The sequence below is a fragment of the Nesterenkonia sandarakina genome, from assembly GCF_003003175.1.
Classification (GTDB): domain Bacteria; phylum Actinomycetota; class Actinomycetes; order Actinomycetales; family Micrococcaceae; genus Nesterenkonia; species Nesterenkonia sandarakina_A.
On record NZ_PVTY01000007.1, the window covers coordinates 118,808 to 138,066 of the forward strand.

At 68.5% G+C, this 19,259-nt stretch carries 19 protein-coding genes and 1 tRNA gene; 3 read left to right on the forward strand and 17 right to left on the reverse strand.

All coding sequences use genetic code 11. The features are described from left to right. Window positions 1-5: 5 nt before the first annotated feature. The 6 genes from BCL67_RS07335 to BCL67_RS07360 form a co-directional block, all read right to left on the reverse strand. On the reverse strand, window positions 6-206 hold the full coding sequence (locus BCL67_RS07335; protein ID WP_106122797.1) for a ubiquitin-like protein Pup: 201 nt from the start codon (window positions 204-206) through the stop codon (window positions 6-8). A 72-nt stretch (window positions 207-278) separates the two neighbouring features. Continuing rightward, the gene (gene dop, locus BCL67_RS07340) at window positions 279-2,012 is read right to left on the reverse strand and encodes a depupylase/deamidase Dop (RefSeq protein WP_106122798.1); all 1,734 of its coding nucleotides are present in this window, start codon (window positions 2,010-2,012) and stop codon (window positions 279-281) included. After that, window positions 2,009-3,901, reverse strand: coding sequence for a proteasome ATPase (gene arc, locus BCL67_RS07345; protein WP_374955636.1), 1,893 nt, complete (start codon window positions 3,899-3,901; stop codon window positions 2,009-2,011). The genes dop and arc overlap by 4 nt, the downstream gene beginning before the upstream one ends. Beyond that, on the reverse strand, window positions 3,843-4,847 hold the full coding sequence (locus BCL67_RS07350) for a tRNA (adenine-N1)-methyltransferase (RefSeq protein ID WP_106122849.1): 1,005 nt from the start codon (window positions 4,845-4,847) through the stop codon (window positions 3,843-3,845). Before BCL67_RS07350 ends, arc begins: the two co-directional genes overlap by 59 nt. Before the next feature lie 207 nt (window positions 4,848-5,054). Continuing rightward, window positions 5,055-5,813, reverse strand: a complete 759-nt coding sequence (locus BCL67_RS07355) for a site-2 protease family protein (protein WP_106122799.1) — start codon at window positions 5,811-5,813, stop codon at window positions 5,055-5,057. Next, window positions 5,810-6,559, reverse strand: a complete 750-nt coding sequence (locus BCL67_RS07360) for an HAD family hydrolase (protein WP_106122800.1) — start codon at window positions 6,557-6,559, stop codon at window positions 5,810-5,812. The genes BCL67_RS07355 and BCL67_RS07360 overlap by 4 nt, the downstream gene beginning before the upstream one ends. Window positions 6,560-6,612: 53 nt before the next feature. On the opposite strand from BCL67_RS07360, the gene BCL67_RS07365 reads away from it, so the two are divergent. Next, the gene (locus tag BCL67_RS07365; protein WP_258174854.1) at window positions 6,613-7,596 is read left to right on the forward strand and encodes a PAC2 family protein; all 984 of its coding nucleotides are present in this window, start codon (window positions 6,613-6,615) and stop codon (window positions 7,594-7,596) included. A 66-nt stretch (window positions 7,597-7,662) separates the two neighbouring features. On the opposite strand, the gene mshC is transcribed toward BCL67_RS07365, so the two are convergent. The 3 genes from mshC to BCL67_RS15440 form a co-directional block, all read right to left on the reverse strand. After that, window positions 7,663-9,033, reverse strand: coding sequence for a cysteine--1-D-myo-inosityl 2-amino-2-deoxy-alpha-D-glucopyranoside ligase (gene mshC, locus BCL67_RS07370; protein WP_106122801.1), 1,371 nt, complete (start codon window positions 9,031-9,033; stop codon window positions 7,663-7,665). Window positions 9,034-9,135: 102 nt separating this feature from the next. Then, window positions 9,136-9,963, reverse strand: coding sequence for an undecaprenyl-diphosphate phosphatase (locus BCL67_RS07375; protein ID WP_106122802.1), 828 nt, complete (start codon window positions 9,961-9,963; stop codon window positions 9,136-9,138). 141 nt (window positions 9,964-10,104) lie between these two features. Further along, window positions 10,105-10,437 (reverse strand): primosomal protein, encoded by a 333-nt coding sequence (locus tag BCL67_RS15440; protein WP_181255924.1) that lies wholly within the window; start codon window positions 10,435-10,437, stop codon window positions 10,105-10,107. 144 nt (window positions 10,438-10,581) lie between these two features. Between BCL67_RS15440 and BCL67_RS07380 the strand changes: the two genes are divergently transcribed. Further along, window positions 10,582-10,800, forward strand: coding sequence for a DUF5703 family protein (locus tag BCL67_RS07380; RefSeq protein WP_106122851.1), 219 nt, complete (start codon window positions 10,582-10,584; stop codon window positions 10,798-10,800). An 86-nt stretch (window positions 10,801-10,886) separates the two neighbouring features. Here BCL67_RS07380 and BCL67_RS07385 read toward each other — a convergent pair whose 3' ends face one another. After that, on the reverse strand, window positions 10,887-12,047 hold the full coding sequence (locus tag BCL67_RS07385) for an acyl-CoA dehydrogenase family protein (RefSeq protein ID WP_106122803.1): 1,161 nt from the start codon (window positions 12,045-12,047) through the stop codon (window positions 10,887-10,889). Between the two features lie 87 nt (window positions 12,048-12,134). Then, on the reverse strand, window positions 12,135-13,469 hold the full coding sequence (locus BCL67_RS07390) for a M20/M25/M40 family metallo-hydrolase (RefSeq protein ID WP_374955635.1): 1,335 nt from the start codon (window positions 13,467-13,469) through the stop codon (window positions 12,135-12,137). Between the two features lie 373 nt (window positions 13,470-13,842). On the opposite strand from BCL67_RS07390, the gene BCL67_RS07395 reads away from it, so the two are divergent. Then, the gene (locus BCL67_RS07395; RefSeq protein WP_106122804.1) at window positions 13,843-14,427 is read left to right on the forward strand and encodes a hypothetical protein; all 585 of its coding nucleotides are present in this window, start codon (window positions 13,843-13,845) and stop codon (window positions 14,425-14,427) included. A gap of 527 nt (window positions 14,428-14,954) precedes the next feature. Here the strand turns inward: BCL67_RS07395 and BCL67_RS07400 are convergent. The 6 genes from BCL67_RS07400 to yczE all read right to left on the reverse strand — a co-directional run bounded on the left by BCL67_RS07400 (window position 14,955) and on the right by yczE (window position 19,203). Next, window positions 14,955-15,040 (reverse strand) — tRNA-Leu (locus BCL67_RS07400). 108 nt (window positions 15,041-15,148) lie between these two features. Beyond that, window positions 15,149-16,240 carry a lipoate--protein ligase family protein gene (locus tag BCL67_RS07405; protein WP_106122805.1) on the reverse strand — a complete coding sequence of 364 codons (1,092 nt, stop codon included), beginning with the start codon at window positions 16,238-16,240 and terminating at the stop codon, window positions 15,149-15,151. Window positions 16,241-16,280: 40 nt separating this feature from the next. Continuing rightward, window positions 16,281-17,354, reverse strand: a complete 1,074-nt coding sequence (locus tag BCL67_RS07410; protein ID WP_106122806.1) for a sugar-transfer associated ATP-grasp domain-containing protein — start codon at window positions 17,352-17,354, stop codon at window positions 16,281-16,283. Between the two features lie 148 nt (window positions 17,355-17,502). Beyond that, a complete protein-coding gene (locus BCL67_RS07415) occupies window positions 17,503-18,180 on the reverse strand; it encodes a hypothetical protein (RefSeq protein WP_106122807.1) in 678 nt (225 codons plus the stop codon). A 115-nt stretch (window positions 18,181-18,295) separates the two neighbouring features. After that, window positions 18,296-18,517, reverse strand: coding sequence for a hypothetical protein (locus tag BCL67_RS07420; protein ID WP_146131105.1), 222 nt, complete (start codon window positions 18,515-18,517; stop codon window positions 18,296-18,298). A gap of 47 nt (window positions 18,518-18,564) precedes the next feature. Continuing rightward, entirely contained in the window at window positions 18,565-19,203 is a 639-nt protein-coding gene (gene yczE / locus BCL67_RS07425) for a membrane protein YczE (RefSeq protein ID WP_106122809.1), read from the reverse strand. Window positions 19,204-19,259 lie beyond the last annotated feature (56 nt).

Below are 19,259 nucleotides of genomic sequence, written 5' to 3' on the forward strand. Positions count from 1 at the left end.
GAGGCCTACTCGCCGCCCTTCTGCACGAAGCCCTTGACGAACTCCTCGGCGTTGGACTCCAGCACCGAATCGATCTCATCGAGCAGGCTGTCGAGCTCGCCGGCCCGTTTCTGGGCCTGCGCGTTGGCGCCGACCGCGCCCGCGGCCTCGGGCGCTGCGCCGTCGTCGTTTCCGCCCTGCGGGCGCTTCTGCGGTTGCGTGGACATGATGTCTCCTTCTAGGAACCCTGCAGTTCGGTGACTCAGCAGCCTGTTCACCAAGGTCTGTCACCCGAGAGTCTAGTGACCCAGCAGCCGTTGGAGTCCGGTGATGAGGTCCTGCGCCGTCTCCGCGGTGGCAAGTGTATTCTCCGCCGCCGCCCGCGTGCCGGCATAGGGGTCGGGCAGGCCCAGCCGCACCACGGGGGAGACGTCATCGGCGCGCAGCAGGATCTGGTCCCAGCTGGCCCCGACGACGACGTCGGCATGGTCGCTGACCAGCTGGCCGCGCAGCCAGGCGCGGGTCTCCTCGGGCGGGTGCTCCGCGGCCCAGGCGATCTGCGCATCCGTGAACAGTCGGCGCATCCGTCCGGCGCGGGCGAGCTTGTAGTAGAGGCCCTTCTCCGGGCGCAGGTCCGCGTACTGCAGGTCCACCATGCCCAGCAGCGGGGCGTCCCAGGCGAGGCCGTCGCGGCGGCGGTAGGACTCGAGCAGGGTCAGCTTCGCGATCCAGTCCACCCGGTCCGCCGCGGCATAGAGGTCGGTGCCCAGGTCCTCGAGCAGCTCCTCCCAGGCCTCGAGCAGCTCCGCGGTCTCGGCGTCGGGGACGCTGACGCTGTCGCTGGGGCCCGCCTTCTCCTGCTCCCAAGCGATCGCCGCGTCCAGGTAGAGCTGCTGGATCTGGACCGCGGTGAGCTCCCCGCGGGAGGTCGGCACCGTGGCGGTGAGCGTCGGGTCGTGGGAGATGGTCTTCAGCGCGGCGACCGGGTCGCTGAGCGTCAGCTCCGGGGCTCGTCCGGATTCGATCAGGTCCAGCACCAGCGCGGTGCTGCCCACCCGCATCCAGGCCGAGTACTCGCTCATGTTCGCGTCACCGATGATCACGTGCAGCCGGCGGAACCGGTCGTGATCGGCGTGCGGCTCGTCGCGGGTGTTGATGATCGGGCGGCGCACCGTGGTCTCCAGGCCGACCTGTTCTTCGAAGAAGTCGGCGCGCTGGGAGATCTGGTACCCGGCCTGCGCGCTGGTGTGCCCGATCCCGACCCGCCCGGCGCCGCAGAGGACCTGCCGGGTCGCGAAGAAGGGCAGCAGCCCGGCGACGATCGCGTCGAAGTCCACGCTGCGCGGCACCAGGTAGTTCTCGTGGGCGCCGTAGGAGACGGACTTGTTGTCGGTGTTGTTCTTGTACAGCAGCACCTGCGGGGCGTGCTGCTCCTGGCTCAGCCGGCGGGCGGCGGCCAGCGCGACCCGGTCACCGGCGACGTCGTAGAGCACGGCGCGGCGGGCGCCGATGGCCTCGGGCGAGGAGTATTCCGGGTGGGCATGGTCCACGTAGAACCGGGCCCCGTTGCCCAGGACCAGGTTCATCAGCAGCTGCGGGGCCCCCTCGGCGGCCTGGAAGAACTCGCCGCGCCAGTGCGGCGATCCCGGCGCGTGGAAGGCGACGTCGGCCGGGCTGGGATCCCCGGAGCTGACGTTGCCCAGCGCGTCCCGCACCGGGCCGTGGCCGGGCTCCTGCTCGGTGGCGTAGCTGAGCGTGTCGTCGTGGCGGGCGTGGGCCAGCGCCTCCCCGGAATCGGTGAGCTGCGAGGGGTGCGCCGCGGAGCGCGGGAGCACCCAGCCGCGGGCGTCGACCAGCGGGGACTCGGACTGATAGTCCCATTCGGTGCCGGCCACTGCCCCGCCGGACTCGGTGACGTGGGCGGCGTAGGCGTTGACCAGCTCGATGGAGAGCGCGATGTGGCTGGCGCGCGGGTTGGCCGGGGCGTGGATCCCGTATTCGGTCTCCATCCCGATCAGCCGGCGCACGGTCATCGGTGCGCCCCGGCGGCGGCCTGGGAGGGCCGTTCGATCCGGACCACCGGGGAGGTCGAGGCGCCGACCACGCGGGCCCAGGCCTGCGGGTCTGCGGTGTTGACCAGGTCCTCCTGGTCGCGGAGCTCCTCCTCGGCGGCGGCGAGCAGATGATCCAGTGTGAGGCCCTTCTGCGCCGGGTCGGTGCCGGCGCGCAGGAAGTCCTTGATCGCGGCCTTCTTCGCCCGGTCCACGATGTTGCTGAGCACCGCACCGGACATGAAGTCCGCGGCCTGGAACGCGGTGTGGGTGCCGTCGGCGTGGATCAGGCGCAGCCGGGCCACAGGGGTGTGCGGGAAGAGCCGGTCCAGCAGCGCGTCCACCAGGGCGGCGACGGCGGCGGCGCGGTCTCCGTGGGCGGCGAGCAGCTCGGGGTGCAGCGGGACCGCTCCGCCGAGGTGGATGCCGAGGATCTCCCCGGCGCCCTCGCGGCCGGGACGCTGGACGCGGATCTTCACGTCGAGGCGGCCCGGGCGCAGGATGGCCGGGTCGATCATGTCTTCACGGTTGGAGGCGCCGATCACGATGACGTTCTCCAGCGATTCCACGCCGTCGATCTCGGCCAGCAGCTGCGGGACGATGGTGGTCTCCACATCGGAGGAGACCCCGGAGCCGCGGGTGCGGAAGAGCGCCTCCATCTCATCGAAGAACACCACCACCGGCTGCCCGGCGGAGGCGCGTTCGCGGGCCCGGGAGAAGATCACCCGGATGTGCCGCTCGGTCTCGCCCACGTACTTGTTCAGCAGCTCGGGGCCCTTGATGTTGAGGAAGAACGCGCCCTTGCCGGGGCCGGCGCTGCCGGAACCGGCACCTTGGCCGGTGCCGGGCTGGCCGGCGTCGTCGGCCGCTGACTGGCCGGTCTCGGCCAGCGAGCTTGCCACGGCCTTGGCGATCATGGTCTTGCCGCAGCCGGGAGGCCCGTAGAGCAGGATCCCCTTCGGCGCGCGCAGCCCGTGCTCCTTGTAGAGGTCCGCGTGCAGGAAGGGCAGCTCCACGGCGTCGCGGATCGCCTCGATCTGTTCGGAGAGGCCGCCGATGTCGGAGTAGGAGACGTCCGGGGACTCCTCGAGCACCACGTCCTCGACCTCGGAGAGCGGCACGATCTCGGTGGCGGTGCCGGTGCGCAGGTCCACCATCACGGCGTCGCCGACCCGGGCGCTGTGCAGTCCCTCGCGCTGGGCCGCAGCGGTGGCGGCCTCGGTGAGGGTGACCACCCGCTCGTCCTCGCCGCGGGAGATGATCACCAGTCGGGAGTCGGGCAGCACCTCTTTGACCCGGGCGAGCTCCCCGGTGCGCTCGGCGCCGAGGATCGCGACCACGGTGAAGTTCTCGTTCAGCAGCACCTCGTCGCCGGCCTGAAGCTGGTCCGGGCTGATCAGCGGGGACAGGCTGACCCGGAGCTTGCGTCCGGCCTGGAGGATGTCGACCCCGGCCACGGTGGTGGCCTGGATCTCGCGGCCCTCGGCCTGGGCGTGCGCGGGCCGGTACGCGATGACCGTGCCGAAGGTGAACGGCGCCTGGCCATCGGCCTGCAGCGCGTTGCGCAGCTGGGAGATCTCGTTGCGGGTGGTCTCCAGCAGGTCGGACATCCGCTGGTTGTTCCGCCCGGCGCTCTGCAGCTGGGCCTCGAGCTGCTTGGAGCGGCTGCGCAGCGTGTCCAGCTGGCGGTGCGCCTGGGCGAGACGCTCCTGCTGGCGCTGCGCCTCGCGGGCCTGCTCGGTGCTGGGCGTGAAGGTCTGCGCGGGCTCGAAGTCAGGGGTCCGTGCGGGGGTGCGCTCGTTGCCGGTCTGCTCACTCACGGGTGAACACCTCCTTGGCCTGGGCGGCGATCTTCTGGGACAGGGCCGCAGCCTTGCGGGCCTTCTTTCCGGAGACGGTGCGGGTCTTCAGGCTCTCCTCGTCCCAGACGGCGTCGGGATCGTTGGCCGGCCAGGCGGCGCGGTCCTCCTCGCTGACCACCGAGACCTTCTCGCGCTTCTTCAGCTGCAGCGGGGTCTGGTCGTCGGCGAGCCGGCGGGCTGAGAGCAGGAAGCCGGTGTGGGCGACCATCCGGTGGTCCGGGCGCACGGCGAGCCCGTCGAGGTGCCAGGTGCGCAGCATGGTCTCATGCGCCTCCGGCTCGGTGAAGCCCTCCGAGGAGCGGATCTCCTCGGCGAGCCGGGAGAGCTGGGTGACCGAGGCGACGTAGCTGACCCATACGCCGCCGGGGGCCAGCACGGTCTTCACCGCGTCCAGGCACTCCCAGGGGGCGAGCATGTCCAGCACCACCCGGTCCACGCTGCCGGGGGCCTCCACGGTGAGGACCTCCTCCTGCATGTCGCCGAGGTAGACCTCCCAGCCGGGGTGGGGTTCGCCGAAGAACGCCTCGACATTGCCCACCGCGATGTCCTTGAAGTCCTCGCGCCGCTCGAAGGAGTGCAGGATGCCGCTCTCCCCCACCGCGCGCAGCAGCGAGATCGACAGCGCCCCGGAGCCGACCCCGGCCTCGACCACGCGGGCGCCGGGGAAGATGTCGGCGACCTGGACGATCTGTGCGGAGTCCTTGGGGTAGACCACGGTGGCGCCGCGCGGCATGGACAGCACGAAGTCATTGAGCAGCGGGCGCAGCACCTGGTACTCGTGGCCGGCGTCGTTGGCGACCAGGATGCCTTCGCTGGCGCCGATGAGCAGATCGTGGCGCAGCACCCCCTGGTGGGTGTGCCATTCACCGCCGGGCTGCAGCGTGATGGTGCTGGGCCGGCCCTTGCGGTCGGTGAGCTGCACACGCTGGCCCGCGCGCAGCGGACCCGAGCGCATATGGGCCCCGATGGGACCGGTGCGGGTCGTGGTCGGGGTCTTGCCGGAGGTGCTCGTGGTCACTGAAACTCGCTCTCTGAGGTGCTGCGGCTCCGCCGACCGTGATCCGGTCCAGGCGGACGTATCGTCTGGCTTCAGCCTATCCCTGTCAGGGCTTCGGCTTCAGCGGCCGCTGTCACAGCGACTTCTCCTATCAGCGCCGGGTCCTCAGCGCGGGCGGCTGAGCCGGGCGTTGGCGACCCGGACGGTCTCCGAGGCGCCCTGCCAGAGGAAGAAGCTGACCATCACGGTCACCACGACGACGACCAGGCTCACCTCGCGCATCCCGCTGATCACCACGGCGGCCAGTCCGGCCAGCAGCAGGACGACGACGACGCGCCCGGCCCACCCGGCGGCGCGCATCCCGCGGTCCTGGTCTCCGGTGGCGGCCCAGACCGCGGATTCCACGATCCGTCCGCCGTCCAGCGGCAGTCCCGGCAGCAGGTTGAAGACCCCGACGAAGAAGTTCACCAGCACGGTGACCTGGAAGAGCATCGCGGCGACTCCGGTGAGCTCGAGGATCCCGGAGAGGTAGAGGCCGAGTCCGGCGATCACCAGGTTGGCGGCGGGTCCGGCCAGGGACACCGCGAGGGACTTCGCCGGGGTGGCCCGGTGGGCGAGGAACTCGGTGTGTCCGCCCCAGAGGTTGAGCTCGATCTCGGTGGTGGGCCAGCCGAAGGAGCGGGCGGCCAGCGCATGGGCGAGCTCGTGGGCCAGCACCGAGAACATCAGCAGCACCGCATAGCCCAGCGCCACCAGGTAGGCCAGGGCGCCCAGCTCGGGGAAGATCCGCTGGACCTGGGGGCCGAAGAGCACCACGATGACGGCGCTGACCAGGAACCAGGAGGCGCGGAAGCGCACGGGGACCCCGGCGATCCGCACCAGGGTCATCGCCTTGCGTGCTCGGCCGCCGGGGCGTGCGGTCATCGGGGCAGGAGTCCTTCGAGGTCTGCCGCGCTCACGCCGGCCAGCCCGTCGAGGGTCTGCCAACGGGCGTCGGCTGGGATCGGGGTGTAGTGCGGGACCGCGACGGTGACCAGCCCGGAGGCGGCCGCGGAGCTGACCCCCGGTACCGAGTCCTCGATCGCGATGCAGCGGCGGATCGCCAGCGGCTCCCCGCTGCGCTGTTCGTGATCTCCGGACATGGTGCTGAAGGCCTGCTGGTAGGCCTCCGGGTCGGGCTTGCCGCGGCTGACCATGTCCCCGCTGACGATGAACTCCATCGAACCCTCCGGGAGCGCGGCGACGATCGCCTCGGCCAGCGGCTTCTCGCTCATGGTGACCAGGGCGCAGCGGACTCCGGCGGCCTTGAGGTCGGCGAGCAGCTCGCGGGCTCCCGGGCGCCAGGGCATCTCGGCGGCGGCGCGGGCCGCGACCCGGGTGATGAGGTGATCGATGATCTCGCGCACCGTCATGTCCACCCCGGCCTCGCGCAGCACGGTGGCGCTGTAGCTCAGCGCCTGTCCGACCAGGCCGTGGGCCTGCTCCTGGGACCAGGTGCCGCCATGCGCCTCGACCAGGGCGCGCTCCTCAGAGATCCAATACGGCTCGGTGTCCACCAGCGTGCCGTCCATGTCCCAGAACACGGCCTGGAGCTCCCCGGAGAGCGGCTCGGAGGCGAGGGGGGCGGCGGAGGGCTGCTGCTGAACGGCGGCGGAGGAGGTCGAAGGCATGGGCTCAATCGTACGCTTCCCGTGTGCTCGCCAGGGGGGATAGTCTGAGAAGCGTGAGCGAAGAAACACCGTCTCAGGACTCCTCCCCCGAGGACTCCGGCGAAACTCCGGCAGCCGGAGACTCCACGCTGCCCGAGGGCTTCGCGCAGCGCTTCGCCGAGCATCTTCGGGCCAACCAGACCGCGGCGACCACCGGAGAGGGCCGGCCCGCGCGCTCGCGGCCCACGGTGATGGTGATGGCCTTCGAGGGCTGGAACGACGCCGGCGCCGCCGCCTCCTCCGCGGTGCGCGCAGTGGGCCAGGCCTGCGGCGCGGAGCTCATCGGCAAGGTCGACGACGAGGGATATTACGACTACCAGTTCTCCCGGCCCAAGGTGCGCAGCAGCGGCGGCCACCGCGAGATCATCTGGCCCTCCACCAAGATCTACCGAGCCCGGCCGGCCCGGGCGGCGGTGGACCTGCTGCTGGTCCACGGCGTGGAGCCGAGCTTCCGCTGGCAGGCCTTCACCGCGGATCTGCTGACCCGCGCCGCGGAGAACGACGTCTCCGGGATCATCCTGGTGGGTGCGCTGCTGGCCGATGTCCCGCACACCCGCCCGATCCCGGCCTCGCTCTCCAGCGAGGACGTGGCGCTCCAGGAGATCCTCGACATCGACGAGCCCAGCTACGAGGGTCCCACCGGGATCGTCGGGGTGCTCGCGCACACGGCCGCGCAGGCCGGTCTGCCCGCCGTCTCGCTCTGGGCGGCGATCCCGCACTACGTGGGCCAGGCGCCCTCCCCGAAGGCGCAGCTGGCGATCATGCGCGAGCTCGAGGACCTGCTCGGACTGACCCTCGATGAGAGCGAGGTCGTCGAGGACGCCGAGGCCTGGGAGCGCGGCGTCGATGACCTGGCCGAGGAGGACACCGAGATCGCAGATTACGTCAAGCGTCTCGAGGAGGCCACGGACACCACGAATCTCCCCGAGGCCAGCGGCGAGGCGATCGCCCAGGAGTTCGAGCGCTACCTGCGCCGGCGCAAGCGCCCGGAGAGCTAGCCCCGGCCTCAGCCGGAAGTCTTGACGGCGCCGGCCGACGGCGTCGCCGGCCCGGCAGTCGCAAGCTCAGCCGGCGGTGTTGACCGCGCCGGCCTCCACGCTGTGCGCGGGGCTGGCGTGCTGCAGCTCGATGCCCAGCAGCGCCTTGACCACGGCGATGACCCGGGCTCGGCTGGTGCCGCCGGCGAGCTGGCCGGTGGCCCACATGTCCAGGGTGTCCAGGGCCGCGGGGGCGTTGAGGTTCTGTGAGAGCGCCGAGTGCAGGGCGTACTGCAGGTCCTCGGGCACGGCGCTGGCGGTGCCGAGCTCTCCGTAGCCGTCGGTCTCCGGCGCCTGCTCCAGGGCGGCGTTCCAGCGCCCCCAGCGCTGGGCGGCGGCCTCGAGGAGGTCCGGCGTGTAGCTCCAGTCCGCCCGGTAGTGGTGGCTCAGCAGCAGGGTGCGGATCACCTGCGGGTCCACGCCCTCGGCGCGCATCCGCGAGGAGAGCACCAGGTTGCCCTTGGACTTGGACATCTTCTCGCCGTCGAGCCCGACCATCCCGGCGTGCAGGTAGGTCTTGGCCAGCGCGACGCCGTCGGCGGCGGTGGCGTGGGCGGCGCTGAACTCATGGTGCGGGAAGCGCAGGTCGGAGCCGCCGCCCTGGACCATGAACGGGGCGGGCAGGTGGCGGCGGGCGATGACCGAACATTCGATGTGCCAGCCCGGGCGGCCCTGGCCGAGGCTGCGCCCGTCCCAGTGCGGCTCGCCGTTGCGGCGGGCACGCCACAGCAGCGGATCCAGCGGGTCGCGCTTGCCGGCGCGCTCGGGGTCTCCGCCGCGCTGCGGGAAGAGCTCTTCCATCTCGGCGCGGTCGTAGTTGCCGATGCTGCCCAGGGTCCACGGGGTGGTGGCCTGCGCCGCGGTGGTGTCGAAGTAGATGTCGAAGGATTCGCGCTCACCGGGGGTGACGCCGTCGGCCAGCTCCTCCAGCAGCACCGGCACGGGGTAGCCCATGCCGAGCTCGACCAGCTGGGCCACGTCCTGGGCCACGACCGGGATGGTCTCCACCGCGCCGAGGTAGGTGTCCGGGGCGATGACGCCGAGGGCGGTCATGTCCTCGCGGAAGAGCTCGGTCTGTTCCTGGGCGAGTGAGAACCAGTCCACCCCGGTGGCAGTGGCGCGTTCCAGCAGCGGATCGTCGATGTCGGTGACGTTCTGCACATAGTTGACCCGCAGCCCGGCGGCGCGCCAGTAGCGCACCAGCAGGTCGAACTGGACATAGGTGTTCGCGTGGCCCAGGTGGGTGGCGTCATAGGGGGTGATGCCGCAGACGTAGAGCGACCCCACGCCGTCGGTGGACTCCACCGGGACCAGAGTGCCCGCCGAGGTGTCGTGCAGCTGCAGGGTCTCGGGCAGCGCAGGCAGGGTGGGCACGTCCGGGGAGATCCACGATTTCACGCAGAGGTCCTTTCACCAGTGGGGCCCCGGCAGCTGATCGGGAGGGCTCGCCCGCCGAAGAATCCCCTGCCGGGAAGAATGTCGTTACTGTCGCAACGCAGATCAGGCGTTGATGATTCCGAGGCCGAGCATCACGTAGACGAACAGGCCCAGCAGGATCCGGTAGTTCACGAACAAGGTGTAGGAGTTCGTGGAGACATATTTGAGGAACCAGCCGATGATCAGATATGCCACGAAGAACCCGACCAGGGTGGCCAGCAGGGTCTGGCCCATCGTGTAGGGGCCGGTCTGCTCCCCCAGCGAGCCGAAGAGCTTGTAGAAGCCCGAGCCGAAGACCGCCGGGATCGCCAGCAGGAAGGAGTACCGGGCCGCGGCCTCGCGGGTGTAGCCCATCAACAGTCCTGCGGTGATGGTGCCGCCGGAGCGGGAGACCCCGGGGATCAGGGCCATGGCCTGGGCGAAGCCGAAGATGATGCCGTCGCGGATGCTGAGCTGGTCCAGCGGTTTGCGCTGCTTGCCGTAGGCGTCCGCGAAGGCCAGCAGCACGCCGAAGACCACCAGCATGGTGGCGGTGAGCCAGAGCGTGCGGAAGACCGATTCGATCATGTCCTCGAGCAGCAGTCCGAGCACCACGATCGGGATGCTGCCGACGATGATGAGCCAGCCCATCCGCACGTCGGCGTCGGAATGCGGCAGCTTGCCCATCAGGGCGGCGAACCAGGCCTTGACGATGCGCACGATGTCGCGCCAGAAGTAGACCAGCACGGCGAACTCGGTGCCGAGCTGGGTGATCGCGGTGAAGGCCGCGCCGGGGTCAGCGGCGCCGGGCAGGAACTCCCCCACGATCCGCAGATGTGCGGATGATGAGACGGGGAGGAACTCTGTCAGGCCTTGCACCAGGCCAAGAATGATCGCTTCTATCCACTGCACAGGCCGAGCTTAGAGCATCGGAGCCTGGATGCCCGGGACCCACCACGGTGGTGAAGATCACCCAGGGCTGTGAGCGCGCTGGAAGTGCCCTGCTAGAGCCCTGCGAGTGACCTGGGGTTCAGCTGGACCGGCGCGGGGCGCTCAGCGCTCCTCGTCGTCCTCGTCCTCGTAGATCTCGTCCTCACCGTCGGAGTCTTCGTCGTTCTCGTCGTCGTCGTCGTCTTCGTCGAGATCGTCGTCGTCATCATCGTCATCATCGCTGTCGTTGTCGTCCTCGTCATAGAGGTCCAGCGGGGTGACCTCGCCGCTGGCGGCGAAGAGGGCGTCCTCATAGGCTTCGAAGGCGTCGGAGATGTTGTAGAACGCAGACTCCACCGAAGGATCCTCATCTCCACGGCGGTTCAACGAGGCGGAGAGGTGCTCTTCAAGAGCGTTTGTCAGCGCGTTGAGTGCCACGCGAGGATCCATAGTCATAAGCTCACCGTACCAACGAGACACCACTTCGGTAAGTCCTGGTTGTGATCTCGGATTGAGACTCAAGTTCCACGTAGGCTGAAGCTTCCCCACGAAAGTGAAGGTGAACCTCTGATGACCCAGCAGAACTGGTGGTCCCAGCCCATGGCCGAGCTCTACACCACGACCGACGACGCCGGTCCCACCTGGGAATACATGGTCATCACCTGCCAGCCGCAGGAGTCCTTGAAAGAGGTGCGCCGTCGGGTCACCGACCACGCGGAGTACGGCAAATGGGAGCTCCGCCGCTCCATGATCTACACCGGCGGGCTGCGCCGCTATTGGCTGCGCCGCCGCGTGATGCGGGTCCAGCGCACGCTGTAGCAGCGGAGCCGCGCGTCGAGCGCTGCTACGCGTTCCCGGGTGATCTTCAGCGGGCTGCTTGGGACGTGCTGGTCAAGACTTGTCCCTCAGAGCGGGCCGAGGGTGTAGTTCGCCAGGGTCCGGTGGGCTGATTCGTCGTCGGAGGGGTGATGGATCCCGGCCAGGGCGTCCCGGTAGAGCCGACTGAGCTCGGACTTACGGTGATACTGCGCTCCCCCGCTGACGCCCAGGACCAGGTCCAGGACCTTGCGTGCGGTCCGGGTGGCATTGGTGCGCAGCGCCGCGAGCCGGGGTGACCAGGAGGCGCCATGGTCGACGCCGGCTTCGATCTCCGCAGCGAGCCCGCGCAGCTGGGAGTCCAGAGACAGCTGGGCCAGCTGCGCCTCGGCCAGCTTGTACCGGGCATCGGGATCCCGGTCCATCGTCTCCCCGCTCAGCAGCGAGGTGCGTTTGGCCACCAGCTCCGCGCCCAGCGCCAGCGCCCGGTCCCCGATGCCGGTGTAGACCGCGGCGAGCAGGGTCAGGAACGAGGAGAAGATCGCGAACACCAGCGGGTCCGGGTTCGGTCCCACCGGGAGGCGTCGCACGATCCGTTCCGGCGGCACGCGTGCGCCCTCCAGCGCTGTGGCGTGGGACTGGGTGGCGCGCATCCCGAGGGTGTCCCAGTTCTCGATGGTGCGCCAGCCGGTGGCCTCGCGTTCCAGGAACCCGAAGATCAGCGGGGTCTCCCCCGCCTCACCGGTGGCCGCGGTGTCCTTGCCGAAGAGGCCGAGCCGGGTCCAGACCGGGGCCAAGGTGGTGAAGATCTTGGTGCCGGTGAAGGTGACCGCGCCGTCGTCGTCGACCTCGGCCTGGGTGGTGGAGTCGAAGAGCACCGCGTCGTTGCCGGCCTCGGAGATCCCGAAGGCGAAGATCTCCCCGCTCGACGCCTCGCGCAGCACCTGCTCGAAGGCGGTGTGCCCGCCGGCGACCATGCTGCGCGCCACGGACACCCAGATGTGGTGCATGTTCACCGCGAGCGCGGTGGCCGGGGCGGCGGCCGCGAGGCGGCGCTGCGCGGAGACCAGGGTCGGCAGGTCCCAGCCGAGCCCGCCCAGCTCGGTCGGGACCATGGCGCGCAGGTACCCGGCCTCGGTGAGCTCGGCGAGGTCCTCGTGGCAGAACTCGTTGCGGGCGTCGTATCCGGGGGCGCGGGCGGCGATGCGCGCCAGCAGCTCCGGGCTCAGCACGGCGGTGACGGGGTCCATGGTGCGCTCCTGCGGTGGGGACTGACTGTCGGGTGGGCGGTCTCGGGGGCGGGGCTGTCCTGCGGTGTGCCTGCCGGGGGGCGGGGCTTACTGGGCGGCGAGGAAGCGGTGCAGCACCCGGACGCCGAAGGTCAGCGCCTCGGTGGGGACGCGCTCGTCCACGCCGTGGAACATGCCGGTGAAGTCCAGTTCGGCGGGCAGCTGCAGCGGGGCGAAGCCGTAGCCGGAGATCCCCAGCGAGGACAGGTGCTTGTTGTCGGTGCCGCCGCCGAGCATGTAGGGAAGCACCACGGCCTCGGGATCCTCGGCCTTGAGCGAGGCGACCATCTGTTCGACGAGCAGCCCGGAGAACGGGACCTCCAGCGAGGGGCCGCCGTTGAGCAGCTCGAAGCTGACCTTCTCGCCGGCGAGCTCCTTGAGCTTCGCGGCGACCTGCTCGTCCTGCTCCGGGAGGGTGCGCGCATCGACCAGCGCCGACGCGGAGCCGGGGACCACGTTGTGCTTATAGCCGCCCTCGAGCAGGGTCGGGTTGGAGGTGTTGCGCAGGGTGGCGGAGATGAACTTCGAGGCGCTGCCGGTGGCTTCGAGGAGCTCGGAGGGGTCCTTCTCGTCGAAGGGGATCCCGGTGAGCTCGGAGAGCTGTTCCATCAGCGCCCGGGTGGTCTTGGTGTAGTCCAGCGGCCACTCGTATTCGCCGATGGCGGCCACGGCGGCGCCGAGCCGCACCACCGGGTTGTCGCTGTGGATCGCGGAGCCGTGCCCGGCGGTGCCGGAGGCGGTCATCTTGGTCCAGTGCAGGCCCTTCTCCCCGGTCTGGATCAGGTAGGCGCGCTGCCCGGCGACGTCGGTGGAGAACCCGCCGACCTCGCTGATCGCCTCGGTGGCGCCGGCGAACGCCTCGGGGTGGTGCTCGACCATCCACTTGGCGCCGAAGCTGCCGTTGTCCTCTTCATCCGCGAAGAAGGCGAAGATCAGGTCGCGCTGGGGCTGGTGGCCCTCGCGGTGCATCCGCAACAGCGCGGCGAGGATCATCGCGTTCATGTCCTTCATGTCCACCGCCCCTCGGCCCCAGATCATCCCGTCACGGATCTCCGCGGCGAAGGGATCGACCTGCCAGTCCTCGGCCTGGGCGGGGACGACGTCGAGGTGCCCGTGCACGACCAGCGCGCCCAGCTCCGGGTCCGCGCCCTTCATCCGGGCCACCACGGAGGTGCGTCCGGGTGCGGATTCGTAGATCTCCGGTTCAAGCCCGGCCTGGCGCATGATCGCGGCACAGTACTCGGCGGCCTCGCGCTCCCCGTTGGACTTGCCCTCGCCCCAGTTGGAGGTGTCGAAGCGGATCAGGTCCCGGCAGAAGTCGATGACCTCGGTCTCAGCGGCGGCTGCGGGATCTGCGGGATTCGTGCCGGGGGCGATGCTCACAGTGCGTCTCCTGGGGTAGGGGAATCTTCTGCCCCCAGCCTATCGAGTCTCCTCCTCCCAGGCTCTGTACAGGTTGCATGCACTCTTTAGGTGTGTCCTCGGCTATACTCCGAACATGATCATCAGAACAGTTCTCATGTGGCTCGGCCGCAAAGTCTTCCGTATGGTACGCAGCCGCTCCGGCCGCAACCCCGGCAACCCCGGCGCAGGCACCGCCCCGCGCTGACCCTGCTCGACCCTTTCCACGTTGAGGGGCGGATTCTGCGCCTGGTTTGACCCGAGACGGGCTTGAACCGGTGGCAGAATCCGCCCCTCAGTGCGTGGTGCATAATTTTCTCTCGCCTAGAGACCCTCGTTTTTGTAGAGTCGCGATATGAACATACGCAAGTGGTGGCCTGCCGCCTCGATCGTGGGTGTCGCTCTCTTGGTCTCTTCCTGCGCCGAGAACCCTGCTCCCGCTGATGTTGCGGCGGCCGACGACGGCTCACTCGATGCTGCGGGTTCGTCAGACGCAGTGGAGGCCGACGAGGTGCCCGACGGCGTCGACCCTGACTACTTGGAATGGGAGGCTGCCCAGGCTGAAGATGCCGACGCAAGCGACATGTACGCCCCGCCGCTGCCTCCCGCCGAGGACTCCCCGCCGATCGCCGCTTACGACGAGGTGCCGACGCCGGAAAACCCCTTCGACCACGAACTCACCTCGACCGCCTTCGCTGAGGCCCAAGCACAAGGTGCAGATCCAGACGAGACCGGCCTGATCGAGCTGGACGAGGCTCTCTGGGAACTCGACATCGATGGCACTACCTTCACGATCGACGGAGTGATCAATCCCGGCGACGCAACGCCGTTGTATGAGGACGAACACAGCGAAGGGGCTATCAGCCTGACTCCTGTGATTGAAGAGCTCACCAACATCCCTTGGCCTGAGCGGCGCGAGGACATTCTCCGAGATCAGTAATCAGAGGCAGCGTGCGGAGACGGGCGTCAGCACCTCTGGCTCAGTTTCGACACGGAACAGGATCCAACCTGTTTCCAGGAATCCGGAGGTGTTGTCGATCCCTACTTTCGGACGATCAGCGCCATCTGCCATGCGTCTGAGCCCCAGCAGGCCCGGACCTTGTACATGGGTCTGGGCGGAGGCCAGTCTTTCCAGTCCGACTACGGCCAAGGCACGGGCTGGGACCTGATGTACCGCAGTCCCCGGATCGTCGAGGCGAACAGTTGCTACGCCTTCACCGTGCCCGTCCGTGGCGCAGTCGCCTCCTTCGGAGACTCTGCCCACTGAGACCCATCCCCGGCGTCAGAAGCGGATCTGGCCCTTTCTGCGTTGACGGGCGGAATGTACGACCAGTTGGGCGGATAAACCGCATGAGATGCCCGCCGCATCCGCCCCTCAACGCAGGGGGCCCGGCAGGACGAAACAAAAGACCCCGGCCGACTGGATTGCTCCATGTCAGACCGGGGTCTTTGCTTCGTTCTCAGATGTGCGCGGAAGGGGACTTGAACCCCTACCCTCTTATACGAGGACTAGCACCTCAAGCTAGCGCGTCTACCTATTCCGCCACCCGCGCATCTTGTTTTTGCCTCAAAGGCAACGACAAGAAACATTAGCACGGCCCTGAACGGGAGGGCGAATCGGGCACGTCACCACCCGCCGTCGGACGCTGTGTCGACCCAGCTCAGGGGACTCGTGCGGTCCATTCGTCGGTGCTGAACTTCTCCTGGACGAGCTGCTCGGCGCGGGCCAGCTCCTCGGGGCGGATCTCAGCGATCCGCGCGCCATACTTGGTCGCGAAGGTCTCCACGAAGGCGTCGAGGATCTCCTGACGGGCCAGCCCGGTCTGGCTGCGCAGCGGGTCCACCCGCTTCGCGGCGGAGGTGATCCCCTTGTCGGAGATCTTCTCCCGCCCGATGCGCAGCACCTGGAGCATGTCGTCGGCGTTCATGTCGTAGCTCATGGTCACGTGGTGCACCATGCCGCCGCTGGCCAGGCGCTTCTGCGCCGCGCCGCCTATCTTGCCCTCAGTGGAGACGATGTCGTTGAGCGGCTTGTACGAGGCGGTGATCCCGATCGAGGTCAGCGCCTCCATCGCCCAGGCATCGAGGAACGGGTAGGAATCGGCGAAGCTGAGCCCGTCCACCAGAGACTGCGGGACCGAGAGCGAGTAGGTGACGAAGCTGCCTTCGTCCATGTACATCGCTCCCCCACCGGTGATCCGTCTGACCACGGTGGCGCCGAGCCGCTGGGCTGCCTCGGAGTCCACCTCGTTGGCCAGGGACTGGAAGGAGCCGATCACCACGGCGCGGCCGGAGTAGTCCCACATCCGCATCAGCGGGGGCCGGTTGCCGCGACCCACCTCCTCGGTGAGCACCTGGTCCAGCGCCACGTGCATCTCCACGGGCAGCTGCAGCGCGGGCATGACCTCCCAGTCGTGGTCCTCCCAGCGGGTGGCATGACCGAGGGCGCGGCGCACCGCGGTGGCGATGGCGTATTCGTCGAAGCCGAACATGTGCGCCTCCGCCGGCAGCTGGGCACGCACCGACTCGGCGATCTCCTCCCGGGTGGCACGGGTCGGCAGTCCGATCAGCGCGGCGTTGAGCGAGTCCAGCGCCTCATCGGGCTCGAGGAAGAAGTCCCCGTTGACCGAGGCGGCGGTGATGGTGGCGTCCCGCGGGTGGCTGCGGGGGTCGAGGTCAGTGTGGAGGTCGACGACGACGAGCTTGCCGCCCACGACCTTGTACTCCCCGTGATGCTGATGCGTATCCGTCATGGGGCAATCCTATGGGTGCTGGCGGTGCGGCCGCCCGCGGTCACCCGGTGACCGGGACCTCGGCACGGCTTCGGCCGAGGTGCTCCCAGCCCAGGCCTGTGAAGCACGGACCAGAGGTCGCTTCGGAGAACTTGATGTCGTTGTGGCCGCTGTTCCACTCCAGCACCTGCACCGAACCGTCCTGGTCAACCGTGAGATCCCAGCCGATGGACGGGACCATGGGGATGCGCCGATGCAGCCGTTCTACCGCCTCGAGGCACGCTGCATAGTTCGGCACCTGGTTCCCCGCGAACACGAAGCCGGAGTCAGGATGCCGGTCGATCTCGAGCCAGTCCACCGAGTAGCCGATCGGACTGAAGACACCGGTGGCAGTGTCCAGCAGCACGCGGATATTGGACTCGGAGAAGACATGGTCGTCGGTGTCCCGGCCGAACCGCATATAGGCATCTCTGGTGGTGATCTGCCCGTCTGGCTCGATCACAGTCGTCATGCGCAGCGTGCCGACCGAGCGGGACGCGACCTGCGCAAAGGCCTCGTGCTGGTCGATGAAGGGCTGGATCACGCCGTCGGGAAGACCCACCGCCGTCTGCATGAACCTGTCTCGATCAAGGATCTTCACGCCGCGTCCGCGATCACTCGCGTCGGCCTTGAAGGCCACCTTCTCAACCCCGGAGAAGATGTGGTTCGTGAACTCCTCGAACGACGAGACCGGTTCAAGTGACGCGTCGTACAGCCGGCCCTTGACCACGTATCCCCGGTCGGGGATCTCTTTTCCGTGGCCGAAGACGCGCGCCGTCATCGACCGCATATCAGAGAGCCCGCCGTACCGACCTTCGATCGCAGGAAGGACCACCGACATGTAGTAGTTGTCGGGGATCCACCCCTCTCGGAACTCACCGGCGATCGCGCTGTAGACGTACAGCCACGGCGCATAGCTCTTGGAGCCGAGGACATCGGCCGCGTAGGCATCGGCCTGTGCCTTGAGATGCCCTGGAAGCGGGCCCTTGGCGGCTTCGATGGACTTGAGCACTTTCGCGGCGATCCGGCTGTTCAGGCGGGAACGGACTCGCATCAGCAGGTCATTCTGAGCCCGCTCAACGGTGTACAGGTTCACGTCAACTCCTCTGAGTTCAGGTGATGACAACCTATGTTCATTTGGGCCGAAAAGACAGGTGTTTCTGAGGTGAATAGGAATGGATTCGATGTTGGGGCGCGGTTCAGCCCAGGGACACCCATGACTGAGCGCCCCCACTTCAGGTGCATCATGGTTCCTGGCACGGCGGGCTGACGTCGTCGTCGTTCCCGGCCCAGACGACCGCACCTCCGGGACAGAGCGTCACTTCGAACGCCATGCCGTCCCGTTGGGCACGGAGGTGGTTCTCGTCGTCGTCGACCACGTCCCAGCCGGTCTCTGGCAGCGCGCCCCGGTAGTGCCCGAGCACATCGACCTCCTCCGAGACCTCCAGGCTCCGGTCACAGCCGCCGACGCCGCTGGTCCCGCCTCGGTTGAAGGATCCGATGTGCTCGAGGGAGTCGAACGCTTCCTGGGACTGACGCTCCGCGGTGGCGGCGGGCTCCCCCGAGTCCTCGCTCACGCATCGCGGGACGGAGTCGTACTGGGCCTCGATCTTCTGCCTGAGCGCCAAGGGCGTGAGGGCGAGCATCGTGAGCAGCATGATGACCGGGATGGCGACGGCGGTCCACCGGATCCAGGTTCGGCGAGAGAGCACCAGGACGATCCCGGCGATGACGAGGACCAGAACGAGTGCGACGCCGGAGACGCCGGCAGTCAGCCCCCAGACCAGGCCCTCAAGGGCATTGTCGGTGATGATGCCGTACTCGACCAGGAACCCGTGGTGGAGCAGCACCCCCAGCAGCGCCACTGCCGCCGCGAGGACCAGCAGCACCGCCGCGGCGGTGGTCCGGCCGGTCTGAGCCATAGCTCATTCTAGTTTCCGGGGCGGGGGCTCAGACAGGGTCCGGTCTCGGAACCTCAGCCCAGCGACCGCCGGCCGAATGGCGCGAGCAGGTCCCCCCGCGAGGCTCCGCGACACCTCACTGTCCTTTGGGCGGGGTCTTGTCGGTGGGCTGATCCAGAACCCGCTGCAGCGGCGTGCGCGCGGCGCACACATCGATCCCGCGCCGGGCATTTCGCCACAGGTCTTGAGAGCTCCAGCTGGTCACGGGGAGGCGCTCCCGGGCAGGCATCGACGCCCGCCCGACATATGCAATGACAGCAACGGTGAAGAGCACGACAGACAACAGTGACAGCATCATGGTCCCTTGAGTTGATGGGTCTGGCCGGTGATCGCGACGCTCTGCGTCTATGTGTAGCCGTGGAGCGTCGACGGCCCGGGAGGCTGCGGGCGTTGCTCGGGCAGCGGGATGAGGAAGATCGGCAGCGCCAGGTGGACCAACGGGCCGATGAGCAAGGCGACCGCCACCGTCCCAAGGCCCACAGGACCGCCGAGCAGCCACCCCAGAACAAGCACCGTTCCCTCGATACCTGTGCGAACCAGCCAGATGGGTAAGCCGAAGCGACGATGCACTCCGGTCATGAGCCCATCCCGGGGGCCGGGTCCGTATTGGGCTCCGATATAGAGCCCCGTGGCGACTGCGAGGAGGACCAAGCCGCCGGCGAACAGCAGGATGCGCGCCCACAGCGCCTCGGGTTCGCCGAGGACCGCCAGGCCGACCTCCGCGCTCGGCCCCACCAGCAGCACGTTGAGGACCGTGCCCACTCCGGGCTTCTGCCGGAGCGGGATCCACAGCAGGAGCACGATGAGTCCGATGATGTTGGTCATCACTCCAAACGGGAGTCCGGTCTGCAGCGCTGAGCCTTGGCCCAGGACGTCCCACGGGGAGACACCAAGCGTGGCTCTGATCATCATGGCGAGCGAGAACCCATAGAGGAACAATCCGACCATCAGCTGGGCACTGCGCCACACATCACGAAGACTCATGAGAGAAGTTCACCAGCTGATTGGCATTACAACAAGAGTCCAATTGTGGCATGGTG

Excerpts from the sequence above, each read along its gene's own strand:
- BCL67_RS07415 (WP_106122807.1), bottom strand. The coding sequence starts at position 18,180 with ATGGCTCAGACCGGCCGGACCACCGCCGCGGCGGTGCTGCTGGTCCTC.
- BCL67_RS07420 (WP_146131105.1), bottom strand. The coding sequence starts at position 18,517 with ATGATGCTGTCACTGTTGTCTGTCGTGCTCTTCACCGTTGCTGTCATT.
- BCL67_RS07350 (WP_106122849.1), bottom strand. The coding sequence starts at position 4,847 with ATGCGCTCGGGTCCGCTGCGCGCGGGCCAGCGTGTGCAGCTCACCGAC.
- BCL67_RS07395 (WP_106122804.1), top strand. The coding sequence starts at position 13,843 with ATGAACATACGCAAGTGGTGGCCTGCCGCCTCGATCGTGGGTGTCGCT.
- BCL67_RS07380 (WP_106122851.1), top strand. The coding sequence starts at position 10,582 with ATGGCCGAGCTCTACACCACGACCGACGACGCCGGTCCCACCTGGGAA.
- BCL67_RS07355 (WP_106122799.1), bottom strand. The coding sequence starts at position 5,813 with ATGACCGCACGCCCCGGCGGCCGAGCACGCAAGGCGATGACCCTGGTG.
- yczE (WP_106122809.1), bottom strand. The coding sequence starts at position 19,203 with ATGAGTCTTCGTGATGTGTGGCGCAGTGCCCAGCTGATGGTCGGATTG.
- BCL67_RS07385 (WP_106122803.1), bottom strand. The coding sequence starts at position 12,047 with ATGGACCCCGTCACCGCCGTGCTGAGCCCGGAGCTGCTGGCGCGCATC.
- BCL67_RS07335 (WP_106122797.1), bottom strand. The coding sequence starts at position 206 with ATGTCCACGCAACCGCAGAAGCGCCCGCAGGGCGGAAACGACGACGGC.
- BCL67_RS07405 (WP_106122805.1), bottom strand. The coding sequence starts at position 16,240 with ATGACGGATACGCATCAGCATCACGGGGAGTACAAGGTCGTGGGCGGC.
- BCL67_RS15440 (WP_181255924.1), bottom strand. The coding sequence starts at position 10,437 with ATGACTATGGATCCTCGCGTGGCACTCAACGCGCTGACAAACGCTCTT.
- dop (WP_106122798.1), bottom strand. The coding sequence starts at position 2,012 with ATGACCGTGCGCCGGCTGATCGGGATGGAGACCGAATACGGGATCCAC.
- BCL67_RS07360 (WP_106122800.1), bottom strand. The coding sequence starts at position 6,559 with ATGCCTTCGACCTCCTCCGCCGCCGTTCAGCAGCAGCCCTCCGCCGCC.